General features: G+C 70.3%; 10 protein-coding genes and 1 tRNA gene. 6 read left to right on the forward strand and 5 right to left on the reverse strand.

The window, feature by feature from the left end:
• Positions 1-98: 98 nt before the first annotated feature.
• Both ACFVVM_RS25935 and ACFVVM_RS25940 read left to right on the forward strand, forming a co-directional pair.
• Positions 99-1055: an ATP-binding cassette domain-containing protein gene (locus ACFVVM_RS25935; protein WP_387623182.1), complete on the forward strand. Its 957-nt coding sequence runs from the start codon at positions 99-101 to the stop codon at positions 1053-1055.
• A 20-nt stretch (positions 1056-1075) separates the two neighbouring features.
• Positions 1076-1864, forward strand: coding sequence for an ABC transporter permease (locus ACFVVM_RS25940; protein WP_387623185.1), 789 nt, complete (start codon positions 1076-1078; stop codon positions 1862-1864).
• A 51-nt stretch (positions 1865-1915) separates the two neighbouring features.
• Here the strand turns inward: ACFVVM_RS25940 and ACFVVM_RS25945 are convergent, their stop codons facing one another.
• Complete coding sequence (locus tag ACFVVM_RS25945; RefSeq protein WP_387623188.1) at positions 1916-3151, reverse strand: hypothetical protein; 1236 nt, start codon at positions 3149-3151, stop codon at positions 1916-1918.
• 277 nt (positions 3152-3428) lie between these two features.
• Here ACFVVM_RS25945 and ACFVVM_RS25950 point away from each other — a divergent pair, with 277 nt between their 5' ends.
• Positions 3429-4046 carry a TetR family transcriptional regulator gene (locus ACFVVM_RS25950; protein WP_387623496.1) on the forward strand — a complete coding sequence of 206 codons (618 nt, stop codon included), beginning with the start codon at positions 3429-3431 and terminating at the stop codon, positions 4044-4046.
• Between the two features lie 4 nt (positions 4047-4050).
• On the opposite strand, the gene ACFVVM_RS25955 is transcribed toward ACFVVM_RS25950, so the two are convergent.
• The 4 genes from ACFVVM_RS25955 to ACFVVM_RS25970 all read right to left on the reverse strand — a co-directional run bounded on the left by ACFVVM_RS25955 (position 4051) and on the right by ACFVVM_RS25970 (position 16879).
• The gene (locus tag ACFVVM_RS25955) at positions 4051-5793 is read right to left on the reverse strand and encodes an amidohydrolase (RefSeq protein ID WP_387623191.1); all 1743 of its coding nucleotides are present in this window, start codon (positions 5791-5793) and stop codon (positions 4051-4053) included.
• Positions 5794-5912: 119 nt separating this feature from the next.
• Positions 5913-6968, reverse strand: a complete 1056-nt coding sequence (locus tag ACFVVM_RS25960; RefSeq protein ID WP_387623194.1) for an Lrp/AsnC family transcriptional regulator — start codon at positions 6966-6968, stop codon at positions 5913-5915.
• A 132-nt stretch (positions 6969-7100) separates the two neighbouring features.
• Positions 7101-7535 (reverse strand): holo-ACP synthase, encoded by a 435-nt coding sequence (locus ACFVVM_RS25965; RefSeq protein ID WP_387623196.1) that lies wholly within the window; start codon positions 7533-7535, stop codon positions 7101-7103.
• Between the two features lie 11 nt (positions 7536-7546).
• Complete coding sequence (locus ACFVVM_RS25970; protein ID WP_387623198.1) at positions 7547-16879, reverse strand: fatty acid synthase subunit beta domain-containing protein; 9333 nt, start codon at positions 16877-16879, stop codon at positions 7547-7549.
• A 372-nt stretch (positions 16880-17251) separates the two neighbouring features.
• Here ACFVVM_RS25970 and ACFVVM_RS25975 point away from each other — a divergent pair.
• From ACFVVM_RS25975 to ACFVVM_RS25985, 3 genes are all read left to right on the forward strand, one after another.
• A tRNA-Leu gene (locus ACFVVM_RS25975) sits at positions 17252-17333 on the forward strand.
• Positions 17334-17846: 513 nt separating this feature from the next.
• On the forward strand, positions 17847-18632 hold the full coding sequence (locus ACFVVM_RS25980; RefSeq protein WP_387623201.1) for an ATP-grasp domain-containing protein: 786 nt from the start codon (positions 17847-17849) through the stop codon (positions 18630-18632).
• A 300-nt stretch (positions 18633-18932) separates the two neighbouring features.
• Positions 18933-19370 carry a VOC family protein gene (locus tag ACFVVM_RS25985; protein ID WP_387623203.1) on the forward strand — a complete coding sequence of 146 codons (438 nt, stop codon included), beginning with the start codon at positions 18933-18935 and terminating at the stop codon, positions 19368-19370.
• Positions 19371-19514 lie beyond the last annotated feature (144 nt).

Here is a 19514-nt window from a genome sequence, read left to right on the forward strand (position 1 = left end):
CGCTCGCGTCGACTCTAGCGGGCCGCCCTCTTGCGCCAAAGAACTGTTTAACCTATAAACTAGGTTTACCACATAAACAGTTTTAGATCGGAGCTCTCATGGCACCCGTGCCCGCCCTCACCATCCAGCGATTGCGCAAGGTCTACGGGCCACACGTCGTCCTCGACGATCTCGACCTGGAGGTCGAGTCCGGCACCGTCTTCTCCCTGCTCGGCCCGAACGGCGCGGGCAAGACGACCCTCGTCCGCATCCTGGCCACCCTGATCCGACCCGACGGCGGCCAGGTACGCGTCCTCGGCCACGACCCCGTCCAGGCCGGTGACACCGTCCGCGGCCTGATCGGCGTGACCGGCCAGTACGCCGCCGTCGACACCATCCTCACCGGCACCGAGAACCTGCGCATGACCGGCCGATTGCTCCACCTCGGCGCGGCCGAGACCAGACGGCGCACCGCCGAACTGCTCGAGCGATTCGAGCTCGTCGACGCCGCCGATCGACCGGTCGCCGACTACTCCGGTGGCATGCGGCGGCGGCTGGATCTGGCCATGAGCCTGATGGGCAGGCCGCGCATCGTCTTCCTCGACGAGCCGACCACCGGGCTCGATCCGCGCAGCCGCCGCGACCTGTGGGCGGCGATCAGGGAACTCGCGGCCGACGGGACCAGCATCTTCCTCACCACCCAGTACCTGGAGGAGGCCGATCAGCTGGCCGACCGGATCGCCGTGCTCGACGGCGGGCGGATCGTCGCCGACGGCACCGCGGCCGAACTCAAACGGCTGGTCCCCGGCGGCCACATCCAGCTCAGCTTCGCCGACCATCGCCTGCTCACCGCCGCCGCGCGAGCCGTGGCCGACGAACCGGGCGCGCACATCGATGCCGATCAGCTGACCGTGCAACTCCCCGGCGACGGCAGCGCGGCCGAGATGAAGCAGGTGCTCGACCGCTTCGGCGATCTCGGCATCGCGATCGAGCAGCTCACCGTGCACACCCCCGACCTCGACGACGTCTTCTTCGCCCTGACCGGTCAACCCCGCAGCGCCGCCTCGGTCGCCTGAACCTGGAAACGAGACCCACCATGACCACTCTGTCCCCGGCCCTGCGAGCCGTGCGCACCGCACAGGACTCGGCCACCATGCTCGACCGCAACATCCGCCACACGCTGCGCAGCCCCGACACGATGATCATGACCATCGCGCTGCCGGTGATCATCCTGCTGATGTTCGTCTACGTCTTCGGCGGCGCCATGGACATCGGGCGCGGCGCCTACATCGACTACGTGGTGCCCGGAATCATCCTGCTGTGCGCGGGATTCGGCGCGTCGACCACCGCGGTCGCGCTGTCCACCGATGTCGCCGACGGCATCATCGACCGGTTCCGCACCATGGCCATCGCCCGCTCGGCGGTGCTCACCGGGCATGTCGTCGAGAGCGTGCTCCGCAATCTGATCACCTCCGGCATCGTGATCGGCGTGGCGTTGGTGATCGGCTTCCGTCCCACCACCGATCCGGTGCGCTGGCTCGGCGTGCTCGGCCTGCTGGCGATGTTCGTGTTCGCGCTGTCGTGGTTGTCCGCGGCGCTGGGCCTGCTGGCCCGGAACCCGCAGGCGGCCAACGGTTTCACCTTCGTGTTCATGTTCCTGCCCTACGTGAGCAGCGCGTTCGTTCCCGCCGAGTCGATGCCGACCGCGCTGCACGCCTTCGCCCGCAATCAGCCGGTGACCCCGGTCATCGAGACCATGCGCGGGCTGCTGATGGGCACGCCGATCGGCAACAGCGCGCTGCTCGCGGTGCTGTGGTGCGCCGGAATCGGCTTGGTCGGCTATCTGGCGGCGCGGATGCTGTTCCGGCACCGGACCAGCGCCTGAGCCACGGCGAACAGCGGGCCGCGCGGGATCACCGCGCGGCCCGTCCGTCGTTCAGTCGGCGGACTGCGACAGGCCACCCTCTGGCACGACCGCCTGCGCGGGCTGCATGCTCAGCGGAATGCCGGTGCCCGGCACCGACGGCGCCACCACGGGGGTCTCCGGCACGACGGGTGCGGGCTCGAGCGGCAGCGGTTCGTCCTGCGGCGCATCGCCGTACAGCTGGGTGGGGTAGTCCAGCGGGAAGCGGCTCGGGTCGACGAGCTGCGGGTTCGGCGACATGTTCTCGTACGGCGACACCTCGCCCGGCTCGGCCGCGGGGCTCACGTGCAGGCCGCTCCCGCCCCCGACGCCACCGGTCGAACCGGTCTGGGCCGAACCGGAATCCGCGGCCTCGCGCATGGTCGGCAGCGGCGCCGGACTCGCGGGCGCGGCACCGGGTTCGGAGGACACCGCGGTGTTGTCGACCACGGGTGTCCCGGTGTTCAGCACCGCGTACGAACCGCCCGCGACGAGTCCACCCGCCAGCACGCTCGCGGCCGCGGCGACGAGCGCGGTCCCGCGCTTACCGGCCCGGGGTGCGACGGCGACGGGCACGTCGATCGCGTCACCGAGCGCGACCAGCGCGGCACCCGCGGCCGGGGCGAACGGCGCCAACCGGCACGGCAGCACCGGAACACCGAACCCGCCGACCGCCTCGCGCACCGCGGGCGCGTCGGCGGAGGAGCCGATGAGCACCACGGCGCCGGGTCGCACCGAGGCGGCCTCGAACTGATCCCACGCCGCCGACACTCCGGTGCGCAACGCGTCGGGGGTGGGTGCGCCGGTCTGTCCGGCGGCGGCGAGCACGCGGTGGCGGCCCGGGTCGAGCAGCGTCATCGCCTGGTAGCCCGGAACCGCCTCGTAGACCAGCAGATTGTCGAACTCGTCGAGCCAGGTCATCGCCCCGGCGACGAACAGGTGCGCCGACTTGGCGGAGACCAGCGAGGCGGTGTGCCACGGGGTCTCGGCCAGGCCGGTGACGATCGCGCGACGCTCGGCGGCATCGCGGTAACTCACTGCCACCCCGGCGATCTCGTACTCGTCGTCGAGTTCGGCGGCCAGGGCGTCCAGCGCGGTGTGTACCGCCGCGGCCACCTCCGCCTTGCCGTCCCCGCCCGCACGCACGGTGCGCCGCAGGAGCATCCGATCGGTGAGGGTGCCGCCCGACGCCGCGAAGGCGACCGCGTGCACGGCACCCCGCTCGGTACTGACGCCGAGAGTTACCACAGATTCCGCTGCCACAGTCATGCCGAAAAACGCCCCCATCTCGTCGCGATAGGTCGATTACGGTGAGATTTCACCGCGAAGAAGCGTGCGGATGCACGCACGCTCATCTGATGATTCGTCACCGGTCACGGTGCGGATGGGTGGGATTTCGACCAGTTGTTGACACGCTGTCGGTATGGCCGTGTCACCGCTGTGTGTATACCGCTAGCCTGGATGGGTGGAAGTACACGCGCAGGCCCGGTCCCCGAAGAGCCGTCCGGACCCTGCGCTGGAATTGCAGGACGATCCGCAGGAGCTGATGCCGCGCAAGCGGCCCACCCAGGAGCGCAGCAAGCGCAAGTTCGACGCGCTGCTGCAGTCCTCCCGGGAACTGCTGGTCGAAGTGGGTTTCGAATCGTTCACCTGTGAAGAGGTCGCGCAGCGCGCCGAGGTGCCGATCGGCACCCTCTACCAGTTCTTCGCCAACAAGTACGTCATCGTCTGCGAGCTCAATCGCCAGGACCTGGTCGCGGTCTCGCGCGAGCTGGCCGACTTCCACGGCGAGGTCCCCTCGCTGGACTGGTTACGGCACATGAACCAGTTCGTCGACCACCTGGCCAACCTGTGGACCACCGACCCCTCGCGCCGCGAGGTGTGGCTGGCCATGCAGTCCACCCCGTCCACCCGGGCCACGGGCGCGCTGCACGAGAAGGAGTTCGCCGAGGTCGTCTCGCAGATGCTGCGACCACTGACCCCGCGCACCCCGCGCGCCCGGCGCACCATGATGGCCGAGGTGCTCGTGCACGTCGTCTACTCGATGCTGAATTTCTCGGTGCAGGACGAGCAGTCCAACGCCGACGCCGTCTCGGAGCTCAAGCGCCTGATGGTCGCGTACCTGCTTGTCGCGGAAAAGGAATCGCGCAGCGCCCAGGAGTAGCCCGTCAGCGGCTCCAGCTGTGCACGCCACCCACCCAGGTCTGTTCCACCTGGATGCCGGCGAGGTCGGTGCCGCGGGGATCTCGGTTCAGGACGGTGAAATCGGCGAGTCGGCCGGGGGTGAGCATCCCGCGATCGGAGAAGCCCAGTTGGCGAGCGGCTTCGCTGGTGTAGGCCGCCAGTGCCTCCTCGGCGGTGAGGCGTTGCGCCGGTCCGAGAACCGCGCCGGTGGCGGTGCGGCGCTGGACCGCGTCGCGCATGGTGGCCAGCGGGTCCAAGGGGGTCACCGGCGAGTCGTTGTGCAGGGTGACCGAGACGCCCGCGTCGATCAGGCTGCGTGCGGGATCGAGGCGGGCGGCGCGCTGCGGGCCGAGGAAGATGTCGCGGTGCCGGTCGCCCCAGACGTAGATGTGACGGCTGAACACCGAGGCGTGGATCCCGAGACCGGCCATCTCCTGGATCTGGTCCTCGCGCAGCACCTGGCAGTGCTGCATGAGCACGGGCAGTGGGACGCCGGTGCGCGTCCGCGCCGCGCGGGTGGCGGCGAGGACGGCGTCGGCGGCCGCGTCACCGTTGGCGTGCAGGGCCGCGGGCAGACCGCAGTCGAAGGCGGTGGTGATGAGCTCGGTCAGGTCCTCGACCGAGGTGCGCAGCTTTCCGCTGGGTCCGGCGGGTGCGCCCGCGGCGGGGAAACGGTGATAGGGCTCGGTCAGTGCTGCCGTCCAGCCCTGGATGGAACCGTCCGCGAAACCCTTCACCCCCATCGTCTGCAGCCACGGCGCTCGATTCGGCGCCTTGCCCACGGCATCACGAATACCGGAAACGTGCTCGCCGTCGATCCAGAGGCCAAGGCGCACACGCAGATACGGCACCTGGGCGAGGACGGAATAGGCCGTCAGCAGCAAGGGGCTGACGGCGGCGTCCCAGGCCGTGGTGACCCCGGCCGACAGGCAGCCGTCCGCAGCGGCGTCGACGACCCGCAGGACCGCGGCCGGATCGAAGGTCGGTATCGCCTTGTTCAAGGTCGTGGAAGCGGCGGACTCGAGGAGCAGCCCGTTCGGCGTGCCGTCGGCGGCCCGGCCGTACTCGCCGCCCGCGGGATCGGGGGTGTCGCGGGAGATTCCCAGCGCGGCCAGGCCCGCCGAGTTGACCATCGCCAGGTGCGCCGAGATGTGGAGCAGGAACAGCGGCCGGTCCGGCGCCACCGCGTCCAGTTCGGCCAGCGTCGGGAAGCGCTGTTCGCGAATCGCGGTGTCGTCGAACTTCATGCCGACCACCCAGGTCCAGTTCCCGCCGACCACCGGTTTCGCGGCCTGCTCGCGCAGCCGGGCGAGCACCTGCTCGATGGAGTCGACCGTGCCGAGCGGCGGTGCGGACAGGTCCGCGGTCAGGGTACTGATGCCGGTCAGCAGGAAGTGCCCGTGCGGATCGAGGAAGCCCGGAGCCAGCGTGCGCCCGCCGAGGTCGGTTTCCCGGCCGCCGCCGCGCTCGCGCAGGGCCGCGCGGATCTCGTCCACCGAGCCGACCCGGACGATGCGATCACCTTCGACGAGAACCGCCGCGGCGCTGGGGCGCTCAGCGTCCATGGTGACGACGGTGGCGTCGATCAGCGCCTGCCGAGCCGGGGCGGGCGTGGCCGGGCTCGCCTGCGCGGCACCGCTCACCGCGAGCGAACTCGTTCCCAGCGCACCCGCGAGCGCGGCGGTGAACTTCAGCGCGTCCCGTCGGGAGAGTTGCTTGCCGTGCATCCACGGAATCGACCGGCATTCGAGGCACACGGCGGCGCTCCTTTTTCCTGATGGGGCGAACGGCATCGCCGGGGGGACGGAGGATTCGGCAACGAGTCACGCGCCGCGGGTGTACGAGCTCAGCTGGGCGGACTCAGCGCGACGCGATCGACCGCGCGCCCGCTTTCGTCGAGCAGCCATCCCATGCGCTTCGGCGAGCGCAGGACGACCGCCCGATCGCGAATCTCCAGGACCGGAAACCGGTCGGCCAGCAGCTCTTCGAACGGTTCGATACCGGTGAGCCCGGGCAGCAACGCGTGCACCATGAGCCCGTGCCGTCCGGTGACGGCCACACACAACCGCACCTGTTCGAGCGCGGCCAGCGCCGCGCCGATGTCGGAGAGCCGGCCGTGTGGCGCGGCCATGCTGTAGATCACCAGCGTCGACAATCCGGCCAGCGCGTAGGCGAAGTCGCAGCGGAGCACGATGTCGCCCTCACGCCGCATGCGTTCCAGTCGCCGCCGCGCGGTGTGTTCGCTGACGCCGATCTGCGCGCCGAGCGCGGCGAAACCCTTCCGGGCGTCGGCGTGCAGTGCCGTCAGCAAGGCCTGGTCCACGGCGGAGAGCCGGTGCAGCCCGTTGACCACGAACGCGGTCCGGCTCGACGGCCGCGGGGTCGACAGCTGGGCTCGTTGCGCGGGTGGCAATGCCCGCATCCGCCAGTCCCCGCCCTCGCCGAACAGGGTGATACCCACCCGCATCCGCAGGGATTCGACGCCGTCGAGGCCACCGAGCCCTTCGCGAACCCACCGGCCCAGCGTCGTCAGGTCCGCGGCGCCCGCCGAGATCAGCAGATCGAATTCACCGGCGGTCTCGTCGACGCAGAACACCCAGGGCAGTTGCGCTGTCGCCGCGCTCACCGCGTCGACGGCGCGCGGTCGACAGCGCACTTCGATGTAGCCGACCGTGACGACGCGCGCCGAGGGGTAGGCCGTGAGCCAGGCCGCGTTGTCGGCACGCAACCGCTCCCAGCGGCGCGCGGCGGTGGTGGCATCGACCTCCAGTGCCGAGGCGACCCGCGACCACGGAGCCCGCGGTGCGGTTTGCAGCGCGTCGATGATGGACAGGTCCTGCTCGGAGATGACCGGCTCGGACAGCGCGGAGCCGTCCTGCCTGGTCACCGAACCGTCTGCCATGCTCTCGATCGTAGAGTTGTCGCACACTTCGATACGAAATCACCGGATACCGGCATCGATGACGTGACCTTTGCCGGAATCCATCACCCCATGGCCGGATGGGCACCTGTGGTTGAACGACCGGCGCCCCTGTCAGGTGCTGACGCGTCCCTCGATGAGGTCGGCGAGTTCGCCCGGGTCCTCCAGCACCACCATCGCCGCGGCGGTGTCGCCGTCGTGGGTCAGTGACAGGTGCACGCGGACCCGGGGCAGGAACTCCGCGGCCAGGCCGTGCAGTTTGATGCTCGGCCTGCCCCAGGCGTCGTTGACGACCTCGATCAGCGGATACGGGTTGTCGCCGATCTGGGGACTGCGCGCGAAACGCGAGGTCGCCCAGGCCTTGAGCACCGCCTCCTTCGCCGCCCAGCGGACGGCGTAGCTGCGGGCCGGGTCGGTGCCTTTGCTCTGGCAGTAGCGGCGTTCACCAGCGGTGAAGCTCTCCCTGAGCATGGTCGTACCCGGCCGTTGCAACTGTTCGGCGAACTCGGAGATGGTCACCAGGTCCAAGCCGATACCGAGAATCGTCACAAAGCGGCAGCCTACGACGCTTCGTTCGCGTGCGGAGCGGAACCGAGCTGTCCTGCGCCGCAACCCCATCCGTCGGCCCGGTAGCGACCGTCGCCGTCGAGCCTGGCGGTCGGCGAGAGCAGCACGTCGGCCTCGAGCTGACGGATCTGCTTGGTCGGCGTGCCCTCGGCACCGAGACGACGATCGGCCGGCTTCTCGTAGAGCGCCGCGCCGCCGCACATGGCCTCGGCGAAGCGCTGCCTGCCCGCGAGCTGACGCGCCTGCGCCCGCTCCTGGTACTCCGCGCGCGCCGCCGGGTCGATCGCGGCCAGGAACGCCTGCGGGTGGACCACCGCGAGCAGACCGGACACGTGCCCGAAGCCGAGCGAGGTCACCAGACCCGCCTTGAGCGCGAACTTCTCGCCGAAGCGCAGCGGCTCGCGCGCCCACACCAGGTGCGGGTAGTCGGCCATCTTCTCGTCGACGCAGTCCAGGCTCCGGTTCGGCGGGATCACCCCGTTCTCCAGCACCTGGCACAGGCCGATGAGCTGGAAGGCCGCCGCGCCGCCCTTCGCGTGGCCGGTCAGGCTCTTCTGCGAGACCACGAACAGCGGTGCGCCCTCGGTACGGCCCAGCGCGCCGGCGAGCCGCTCGTGCAGTTCCGACTCGTTGGGATCGTTGGCGGCGGTGGAGGTGTCGTGCTTGGAGATCACCGCGATGTCGTCGGCACCGACGCCGAGCTTGCGCAGTTCGGCCGCCAGTCGCGATTCGCTGCCACCGCGACCCGCGCCCAGCGCGCCGAGACCCGGTGCCGGGATGGAGGTGTGCACGCCGTCGGCGAAGGACTGGGCGAAGGCGAGCACGCCGAGCACCGGCAGGCCCATCTCCACCGCCACGTCACCGCGGGCCAGCAGCACGGTGCCGCCGCCCTGCGATTCCACGAAGCCGCCGCGGCGGCGATCGTTGGCGCGGGAGAAGTAGCGGTCGCTGATGCCCTTGGCGCGCATGGCCGCCGAGTCGGCGGTGGCCGACATGTCACCGAAGCCGACGATGCCCTCGATCCCGAGATCGTCGAAACCACCGGCGACCACGACCTCGGCCTTGCCGAGCCGGATCTTGTCGACGGCTTCCTCCACCGACACCGCGGCCGTGGCGCAGGCCGCGACCGGATGCACCATGGCGCCGTAGCTGCCGACGTAGGCCTGCACCACATGCGCGAGCGCCACGTTGGGCAGCGCCTCCTGCAGGATGTCGTTCGGGCGCGGTTCGCCGAGCAGGTTGTCGACGTAGAGCGAGCGCATCGAGGACATGCCGCCCATGCCGGTGCCCTGGGTGTTGGCCACCAGGCTCGGGTGCACCCAGCTCATCAGCTCGTCGGGGCTGAAGCCCGCGCTGACGAAGGCGTCGACCGTGCAGACGATGTTCCACAGCGCGACCCGGTCGATCGAGGCCGCCATGTCGGCGGAGACACCCCAGATCGTGGGGTCCCAGCCGGTGGGGATCTGGCCGCCGACCACGCGGGAGAGCTTGGCCTTGCGCGGCACCCGGATCTCGGTGCCCGCCTTGCGGGTGACGGTCCAGTCGCCGGCACCCTCGACCGGGGTGATCACCGTGTGCTCGGGGTCGGCGCTGTGGAAGGCGCGTGCCTCGGCCTCACCGGCGACGGTGAACGACAGGTCCTGGTCGAGGAAGACCGAGGTGAGCAGCGGGCCGGCGTTGTCGAGCATGGCGCCGTCGTCCTCGTAGCGGCGCACACCGCAGCGTTCGACGACGGTGTCGTGGTAGCGCTGCGCCACTTCGGCTTCCGGCACGAAGTCACCGGATTCGGTGTCGTACCAGCCCGGCTTGGGCTCGTTCTCCCAGCGGACCAGTCCGGTGGTCCAGGCCAGCTCGAGCACGCCCGCGGCGGAGAGCTGGTCTTCGACCTCCATCTCGAAGCGGGTGCGCGCGGAGCCGTACGGGCCGAGCTCACCGGCGCCGACGATGACGACCATGTCGCGCAGGTCGGCGGTGACCTCGCCCCATTCCGGCACAGGCAGTGCCGAACTCAGGGTCGGCGGTGCGGGCAGCGCGGCGATGGTCGCGGCGGTGGCCACTTCCTCTTCGCTCGCGGCAGCGGCTTCCTGGGCCTGCTTGGCCAGTGCGGGCAGGTCCAGCTTGGCGCGGGCGAGCCCGCCGGTGAGGTCGATCTGCTGCGGGCTGGTGACGGTGACCTGACGGGCGCGCGAGGTGCACCACTTGAGCAGCTCGTCGGCCATCTCGGTGGTCGACCAGGTGTGCACGCCCGCCGCCTCGACGGCCTCGACCATCGGGTCGTTGTGGCCCATCAGCCCGGTGCCGCGCACCCAGCCGATCAGCGCGTGCACCAGCGTGACCCGGGCGGCCCAGGACTTCTCGGCGCGCCACTTCGCGACCACGGCGTCGAGCGCGGCCTTGGCCTCGCCGTAGGCGCCGTCGCCGCCGAACAGGCCGCGGTTGGGCGAACCCGGCAGCACCACATGCAGTTTCGCGTCGACATCGTGATCGGCGCCGAGGGCGGACAGGCCGCCGATCAGCCGCTCGACCGACCACAGCAGGACCCGCATCTCCATTTCGGCGCGGGCACCGGCGTCGGCGAGATCACCGGCGACGCGCGGTGCCGCGAACGGCAGCAGCAGCGTCGGGGTCATCGCGTCCTTGACCTTGATCTTGGCGCCGCCCGCGTTGTCGACCTGTTCGGTGCCGACCCAGTCGATCAGGGCGTCCAGATCCTGGTAGGAGGCCATGTTCGCCGGGAGCACCCACAGCGCCGCGCCGTGACGGGCGTTGTCGCGGTAGAGCGAGCGGTAGAAGCGCAGCCGCTCGTCGTTGAGACCGGAGGTGGTCACCACCACGGTGGCACCGCCGGCGAGCAGCTTGCCGGTCACCGCCGCGGCGATGGAACCCTTGCTCGCGCCGGTGATCACGGCGACGTCGTCGGACCACAGGCCGGGCTCGGTGGTGTCGAGCGCGGCCTCGGCGATCCGGGCGTACATCCCGGCCAGCACCGAGCGGGCCTCGTGCATGGCCCGCTGACGCCACCAGTTGGCCTGTGCGGCAACGGCTTCCCCGGCACCGAGGTAGCCGGTGACCGGCTGCTCGGCGGTGGTGGCGTCGTCGCCGAGCCACATCTTCGCGAGGTCCTCGCGGGCGGTGGCCCAGCGGTCGTCGATGAGGACGGCCTTGCGGGCGTCGAACGCGGGGGCGACCAGTCGCGGCCAGTCGGCGCCGAGTTCGGCGGAGACGAGGTCGACGAGGGTGTCCGGCGTCGCCTCGGGCGCGCTCACCTGCTCGCTGAGGCCGAGCTGCTCGAGCACGACCCTGGCCGCGGTGGCGAGCACGCCGTCGCGTCCGGTGATCTGTTCGGTGAACTCGCCGAGGGCCGCCGCGTCCACGGTGCCGCCGGAGCCGCCACCGGTCGAGGGCAGCGAGACCGCGACCCCGCGACGAGCCGCGACCGACTGCACGGCCGCGTCGATGGCCGCGTCGACCGAGGCGGCGTCGGTGAGCGCGCCACCGGCGAGTCCGCCGAGGTCACCGCCGCGCACGCTGGCGCCTTCGCGGGTGCCGAGGGAGACCTCGGCGGTGACGTGGCTGGCCCAGCCGTCGCCGAGTTCCCAGACCTTCTTGACCCGGTCGGCGATGGCGGCGGGCCGCTTGCCGGAGGGGCCGAAGACCTTGCGCAGGTGGTCGCCGATGGCATCGGAGAGCACCGAGCCGAAGGGCTTGTAGGTGCGGGCCAGGCGCTCGACGGTGGCCGCGAGGGCGCCCATGTCGGCGTCGGCCGCGCCGTCGATGGCGCCGAGCGAGAGCTCCGCGCCGAGGTCGACGAGCAGCTGGTTGCGCCGCGACGAAACACCGTCGCAGAGGCCCTCGATGGTGTCGACCGGACCGATCTGGTCCATCCGCAGCTTGGTCCACAGCGCGATGAGCACGCGGGTGGCGTCGGCGGCGGTGAAGGCGATGTCGTCGGGGCGCGGTCCGCCGGTGGCGACCGGGGCGGCGGCGACGGGAGCCGCGGCAGCGGGTGCCGCCGTGGTCTCGGCGGGGGTCTCCTCGATGTCGTCGACCGGTGCGGGATCGGTGTCGGTGGCGTAGACGACCGTGGCGTCGCGCTCGACATTGACCACCTCGACCGTCGCCCCGCCGAAGCCGGGCAGCTTGAGGGTCTGCGAGGCCAGGTTCGCCACGGTGGGGGTGGCCCCGAGGCCGATCTCGACGAAGCGCTCCACGCCGAGGCCGCCGTGCGCGGGATCGGTGAACAGCAGGTCCTGGGTCTCGATCCAGCGCACCGGGCTGGCGAACTGCCAGGCCAGCAGCTCGATCAGCACCACGCGGCACAGTTCGGCGTCACGCTCGGCCCAGGCGTCGAACTCGGCCAGCACCGCGCGCAGCGGCTCGGAGGGCACGAGTTCGGCGATCTCGGTGAGGAATTCGCGCTCCAGCGAGAAGGGGCGCGGCACCAGGTTCGGGATGTAGCGGCCCACGAGCACCGCCGGGTCCACCTCGGTGGGCAGCAGCTGCTCGAGCTTGTGCCGGAACTCCGGGACGCCGTCGCGCAGCACCGAGGAGTGGAACGGCACGTCGATGCCGGGCACCAGGATGAACGCCCGCTTGCCACCGAATTCGGCACGGCGGCGGTCGATCTCGGTCTCCAGCGCCTCGAGCCCGGCGACCGTGCCCGCGATGGCGTACTGCGAGCCGCGCAGGTTCAGGTTCACGACCTCGAGGAATTCGCCGGTCTCCGCGCCGATGCCGGTGACGAAGTCGATGACCTCCGCGTCGGGCAGTCCGATCTGCGAGGGCCGGATGGCGGCCATCCGGTAGTCACTGCGGCCCTGCGCGTCACGCGGGACCAGCTCGTGCATGGCCGAACCACGCTGGAACACCACCTCGAGCACCGCTTCCAGCGGCAGCACACCGGCGACGGCGGCCAGCGCGTTGTACTCACCGACCGAGTGCCCGGCCAGCATCGCGCCCTCGACGAAGGCACCGGCTTCGCGCAGCTCGGCGACCTGGGCGACACCGAGGGTGGCCATGGCGACCTGGGTGAACTGGGTCAGGTGCAGCACGCCGTCGGGATGACGATGCTCGACGCCGCGCGCCTTGAGGTAGGTCGGGTTGTCGCGCACCACCGCCAGAATCGAGAAACCGAGGGCCTCGCGGGTGTGCGCGTCGGCACGCTCCCACACGCGCTTGGCCGCCTTCGAGCGGGTCAGCGCGTCGAGCCCCATCCCCTTGCGCTGGATGCCCTGGCCCGGGAAGGCGTACACGGTCTTCGGGGCGGCGGTGCGCCCGGTCGCGGTCATGACCAGGTCACCGTCGACGCGGCAGGAGACCTCGACGATCTCGCTGCCCGCGTCCACCGCGATCCGCTCCACCCGCACGTCCACGGTCGCGCCGGGGCGGACCATGCCGAGGAACCGGGTGGTCCAGGCGGTGAGAGTGCGTGCGGGAACGGAGCTTTCGGGATCCACCGCGACCACGGCGTGCTGGGCGGCGGCCGAGAGCCACATGCCGTGCACGATCGGGCTGCCCAGACCGGCCAGCTTGGCGGCGGCCTCGGAGGTGTGGATCGGGTTGTGGTCACCGGAGACCGCGGCGAAGGCGTGCATGGCGCGCGGGGCAGCCATGGTGACATCGCGACGACGGCGCCGCGGGGTGTCGGTGGCCTCGTCGGAGACCGCACCGGCCGCGCGCGGCGGATCGGTGAGCTCGGCGGCACCGTTGCGGCCGCGGATGGCGAAGCGCTCGACGAGCCGGGCCAGCGGGGTGGGGGCGAGGCCCTGATCGAGGATCAGGCCGACCGACACGGTCACCTCGACGACGCGGCCCATCTCGGTGTCGACGACCGCGCCACTCTCGGCGCGAACCACGAGAATGCTGGTCTCGGCGGGCAATTCGTTCAGCAGCTCGATCTGGTGGTCCAGGTGGACCAGGTCGAGCATGCCCTCGATCACCGAACCGCCGTGCGAAGCGCGGGCCGCACCGAGCACCGCGAACACCGCGGGCCAGCAGGCGCCGACCAGCACATCGGGCGCGGTACGGCCGAGGGTGCTCAGCGAATCGGGCAGACCGGAACCGGTGACCCCGGCGTGATCGGCCACCAGATCCGGCGTCCAGGCCAGATTGACGTGCGCCGCACCGGCTTTCACCTCGGGCAGCTCCTGCCCGGCGGCCACGCCGAGCAGCGCCGACATGGCGGCCTCGGCGTCGGCCTCGGTGATCACCGGAGCGCCACCGGAGTACACGCTGGTCGGCACGGTGATCCGGATCTGCACCGAATCCCGGCCGAGCAGCGGCACGGCCAGCTCCACGTAGCTGAATTCGGCTTCGGGGCCGCTGATCTCGGTGAGGGTGGCACCGGTGATCCGGTGCACCGCGCTCCCCTGCTCGACGATCCACTCGGTGACATCGCCGAGGCGGTGCACCGGGTTGACGGTGGTGCGTCCGGCCCACTGCACATCGGGGGCGGCGAGCACGGTGTCGATCGGACCGGTCACCAGCCCCGCGACCCGGCGCGCGTCCACCGGCGCCGGGACGACGCCCGCGCGGACCAGGCTGTAGGCGGTGTCCTGTTCGAAGCGGTCGAGCAGTTCGCCGACCGGCTCGTCGACCCGGGTGATGCCGGCGACCGCGACGGTGCCGGGGATGATGCACACCTGATCGGCCGAGTAGCGCGGATCATGGGCCTGCCACAGCGAATCCGAGCGCCACCAGCGTCGCACGTCGGCGTCGACGACGGGCACGAAGTTCACCGGCTTGCCGGGGGTCTTGCACAGCGAGACGAAGAACGGCACATCGGCCGGGTGCAGCACGGTGTCGGCGACGGCCGGGTAGTACTTCTTGAGCGTGCACAGCGCGTCGACCGGGTGCTCGAAGGCCTCGTCGTCGGGGAAGTAGGTGTGGATCTCGCCGCTGTCGGCGGGGTGCAGCCGGGATTCGGTGCGCCGCATCATCTCCGCGAATCGGTCGCGCCAGCTGATGTCGAGCCAGTCCGAGCGGGTGGCGTCGCGGATGGCGTCGCCGATGTCGCTGCCGCAGTCGAAGGAGATCGGCACGTCGCTGGAGACAGCAAGGGAGACATAGCGTTCCAGCCACTGCTGGTAGGTCATGGTGGCGACATCGCCAAAGTAGGGCTTGGCGGTGGCGTCGAGCGCGGCGATGATCTCCTCGCGGCGGGCCGCCACGGCCTCGGCGTCACCGGCGACCTCGTCGAGCAGGCGGCCGGTGCGCGAGGCGGCGTTGTCGATCTCGTGGATGTCGGCGCCGAGCTGGCTACGGCCCGAGGCCATGCCGCCGCTGGCGGTGCCCGCACCGACCCAGTCGGGGGTGCCGGGGGTGTCGACGAGCAGCTGCTTCACCTCGGGCGCGGTGGTCGCCTCGAGGGTGGCCATGGCGGCGGTGCCGACGAGCACACCGTCCAGCGGCATCTCCGGGTAGCCGTGCGCGGTGGACCAGGTGCCGGTCAGGTAGTCGGTGGCGCGCTCGGGGGTGCCGATGCCGCCGCCGACGCAGACCACCACGTTCGCGTGGCCGCGCAGCTGGGCGTAGGTGGCCAGCAGCAGGTCGTCGAGGTCTTCCCAGGAGTGGTGACCGCCGGCCTTGCCGCCCTCGATGTGCATGATCACCGGGTAGTCCGGGACCTCCTCGGCGATGCGCAGCACCGCGCGGATCTGGGCGACGGTGCCCGGCTTGAACGCGACGTGGCTGATGCCCGCCTCGGCGAGTTCGCCGATCAACGCGACGGCCTCGTCGAGCTCGGGGATGCCCGCGGTGACGATCACGCCGTCGATCGGCGCGCCCGCCGCGCGAGCCTTCTGCACCAGGCGCTTGCCGCCCAGCTGCAGCTTCCACAGGTAGGGGTCGAGGAACAGCGAGTTGAACTGCACCGCGCGGCCGGGCTGCAGCAGCTGACGCAGCTCGGCCACCCGGTCGGCGAAGATCTGCTCGGTCACCTGACCGCCACCGGCCAGCTCGGCCCAGTGGCCCGCATTGGCCGCGGCGGCAACGATTTTCGCGTCGACGGTGGTCGGCGTCATGCCCGCGAGCAGGATGGGCGAGCGACCGGTGAGCTTGGTGAAGGCGGTCTCGACGACGATCCGGCCGTTGGGCAGGCGCACCGGCTTCGGCGCGAAGGCCGACCACGGGGTGGACGGTTCGGGGGCCGCGCCCGGGGTGAGCAGGCTGCGCTGCCCGGCGCGGGTGGCGGCGGCGATCACGCCGACGCCGGTGCCCTTGAGCGAACCACCCGTCACGCGCGAGAGCAGGTCGCCGGGGCCGAGGTCGAGAATCCACTGCGCACCCGCGTCGACGACGCCGTCCACGGTGGCGACCCAGTCGATCGGATCGACCAGCACCTGCTGAGTGAGGGCGGCGGCGAAGTCGGCGTCGAGGTCGCACTGCCGGGCCCAGCCCGCGACCAGGTCGACGGTCTCGGCCAGCGCCGGATGATGGAACGCCACGTCGACGACGATGTCCTCGAAGACGGGCGCGAACACCGCGCCACCGCGCGCCTTGCTCTCCCGCTCCCTGGTCTGCTCGTCGTGCAGCTGGGCGCAACGCGTGCGCACCCGATCGATCTGCGCCGGGGCGCCCGAGAGCACAACACGCTTGCGGCCGTTGCGGATCGAGACCACGGCGGCGATCGCGGGATCCACGCCCTCGGCGACCTCGGCCACGATCGCGCGCAGCTGCTCGGGATCGACATTGGAGACCGCGACCATCGGCGAGCGCTCACCCACCGGCATCAGCCCGCGCCTGCGCGCGACAAGACCCGCGGCCGCGCCGACGAGCTGGGCGATGGCGAGCAGTTCGGCATCACGCGCACCGGCGGCCTCGACCGCGGCGGCGGCGAACAGGCCCTGCGAATGACCGACGACGGCGACCGGCGGATGTTCGACCAGGTCGAGCCCCTGCAGCCGCAGCGCCTTCGTGGCGGCGAGCTGAGCCAGCAGCACACCGGGCATCGACACCGGCGCCGACCGCAGCACCGAGTCGGCCGGGGCCGACGACGGCTCTTCGGGTTCGTCCAGCTCGCTCTCGAGCACCCAGCCCATCGGATCGAAGCCGCCGGGCCGGACCACCAGCAACTGTGTCGCAACCGGCTCGATGAGGGCGGCAGCCTCGTGCACGAGCGCGGTCAGCTCGGGCTCGAGCGCGCTGTCGCGGCCGATCTCCTCGAGCTCACGCAGCCACTGCGCACCCTGCCCACCGAACGCCAACGCGTATCCCGCCCCGTTGTGCAGCTGCTCGAGCAGCGACACCCGGACACCCGGCGCCTGCGCACGACCACCGTCTTTCGCGGTCGCCCCTCGGCCCATCTCGGTGCTCTCGTTGATCGTCAAGACGCTCGACTTCCTTCTCCTGGCGCTCCGCCCACCGACGGGCGCACACGTATCCGGCAGCCCCTCGGGCCTGTTGGGAGCCACGATCGCACAAAATCATGAGGAAAGCCTCACGTTTCCCGCCCCGACGTCAGCTACCCGCCGGTATTTATGCACACCCGTACCAAAATATTCTGAAACATGACCCCGCCTCATGTTTGAACGCGCAGGTGAGCGCCCACTGTCCGATTCCAAAACATGAGTGCCCCTCACATTGAGGGTTACCGAATCGTTATAACCCCAGGTCGTGTTACCGACCAGTACGCCACGCCGCCCCAACGCTTCGCCCAGCCGCTTCTGCCCGGTAGAGTTTGGACGGTCGTACACATCCAAGCGCGAGTGGCGAAATTGGCAGACGCGCCAGATTTAGGTTCTGGTGTCCACGGACGTAGGGGTTCAAGTCCCCTCTCGCGCACAGATTCCTGGCTTTCGGGCCAGATCAGGGCCTCGGAGTGTTCGAGTGCGCTCGCACACCCAGGAGCACCCACGTATGACCGTGGCCTGCGTAAACATGCTTCACAGGTGGCAGCTGTGCCACTTTTGATCAGCCGAGCACCGGGCAGGTCATGTTGCTGACACGGAGTGATCAGCGATGATCGAGCCTGACTCCACCGCTGACCGGGTTGAGGAAACGCATCTACGGCCCGCTATCGGTATTCGCCGTTCCCCGATCGGCTAACAAGAACCTTGTCGACGGGATGGCGACAGCTCGCACGAACCGAGCATCACGGGGCGGCACGGATGCCCGATCACAGGGCGCCGTGGCACGAGCTTTCGCCGGGCACCGCGGAAAGACCACTCGCACAGCCGGTACCTACGTCAAAGCCCATGTGCACGAAGTCACCCGAGGTTCGTAGCGGGCCACCACCAATTGCGCTCGTGGTCTATTCGGTCGCTGGACGCTACCGCTTGTCCTACTGTGCTGGCGGTGCCGACCTTGATCCTGTCCCCTCGCTTCACCGACGATTCCATCCTCGTACGGGCGGCAGCCGGACGTGCCGGCTGGCAGGTGCTGCGTTTGTCCGGATGGCGTATACCGCCGGACATGGTGACGGGACCGGCTGCCGTCTACGGCGAAATGCTGTTCGCCGAAGCCGTGGCCGGACAACTCGGCCTCGCACTTCTCGACGTGCCAGCGGATTGGCTACCCGGACTACCCTCGCGGTTCCTGCGTCGTGAACTGTGGGTGTCGACTCTGGCTGCGGCGCGGGCTCATCCGGGCCCCGTCTTTGTCAAACCTGCCGACGGACGGAAGGGCTTCGCCGGCCAGTTGTACCGCGCAGGTGCGGGACTCCCGTCCGACGCCGCGTGCCCGGATGACACACCGGTATACATGGCGGAGCCGGTGGCCTGGCAGGTGGAGATCCGCTGCTTCGTCCTGCACGGTCGCGTGCTGACATGCTCGCCCTACCTTCGTGAGGGGAACTACACAGAAGGCGATTGGTCGCTGACCGCCGAGGAGCGATCCGCCGCCGAGACGTGCGTCGAGCAATTGCTTGCCGTAGCACCCGCCCCACCAGCCGTGGTCATCGATGTCGGCCTCATCGAAGGACGCGGTTGGGCAGTCGTCGAAGCCAACAGCGCATTCGGAGCGGGCGTGTACGGATGTGACCCGGAGCGCGTTCTCGAGGTGCTCGCCCGCGCCTGCGTGCCCCGTCACGAACTCGGCGAGTCCGACGCCACCTGGGCGTTGCCGCCGGTCCGACTCGAATAGTCCCGACCGGGGGACCTGGGGTGGCGGCCAGCCGCGGTCGAACGTCCGATCACACCGATTCAGTGCGTTTCGTCCGGGCTCGACTGGCCTTCGTGGACTCTCATGTACTCACTCGCGCTTCCGTTGCACGCCATGGCATTCCATTCCACACTGGCCCTGCTCACTGTCGGCGCGGGTGCTATGACGGTGGCTACTTTCTTCGAAGAAGAGATATCACGGCCGCGAAGCTCTCGGGCTGCGGTGGCTCGACGATCACCGACTGCGGGCGCACGAGCACACCGACGACAGGCGAATCCTGCTGTGCTCGACCAGACAGTCGAGCTGAACGCACTTCTCTGCCGCATACCGCATACCGTCGGACCGGTGAAGATTCTCAAGACCTACGCCCGCCTGTTCGTCACCGATCTCGATCGAGCGCTTCCGGTCTACGAAAGGCTTGTCGGGGCTCCGGCGGATCTGCGCTTCCGGTTCGAACAAGCCGAGATCGCCGCCGTCGGCGACTTCCTCGTCGTCGCGGGCTCGGAGGATGCGGTCAGCGGGTATCGCGGCACCGTCGGGCCGGTGATCGTGGACGATCTCGACGCGGCGACGCAGTTCGTCACCGAGATCGGCGGTGAGATCACCAGCGGGCCGATCGTGTCGGCGACGGGCCGGGTGGTGTACGCGCGACACCCGGATGGTGCGCACGTCGAATACGTGGAATGGACAGCCGAGGTTCTGTCGCGCGTGCTTGGCTGACGGCGCTATGCGCTGCTGCCCGTGGCGGCGTTGGCCAGGCGGCCGACAGAACTGCTCGATCTCGCCACGTCTGTCCTCGACGGCCACTGATGGTGATCCGAGGGGTGGGCAGGCCATAACGTGAGGCAGTTCGATACGCGATCT

It is taken from the genome of Nocardia sp. NPDC058176, assembly GCF_042883805.1.
Classification (GTDB): domain Bacteria; phylum Actinomycetota; class Actinomycetes; order Mycobacteriales; family Mycobacteriaceae; genus Nocardia.

Coding starts and splice junctions, on each gene's coding strand:
- ACFVVM_RS25935 (WP_387623182.1), top strand. CDS start 99: ATGGCACCCGTGCCCGCCCTCACCATCCAGCGATTGCGCAAGGTCTAC.
- ACFVVM_RS25950 (WP_387623496.1), top strand. CDS start 3,429: ATGCCGCGCAAGCGGCCCACCCAGGAGCGCAGCAAGCGCAAGTTCGAC.
- ACFVVM_RS25945 (WP_387623188.1), bottom strand. CDS start 3,151: ATGACTGTGGCAGCGGAATCTGTGGTAACTCTCGGCGTCAGTACCGAG.
- ACFVVM_RS25960 (WP_387623194.1), bottom strand. CDS start 6,968: ATGGCAGACGGTTCGGTGACCAGGCAGGACGGCTCCGCGCTGTCCGAG.
- ACFVVM_RS25955 (WP_387623191.1), bottom strand. CDS start 5,793: ATGCACGGCAAGCAACTCTCCCGACGGGACGCGCTGAAGTTCACCGCC.
- ACFVVM_RS25940 (WP_387623185.1), top strand. CDS start 1,076: ATGACCACTCTGTCCCCGGCCCTGCGAGCCGTGCGCACCGCACAGGAC.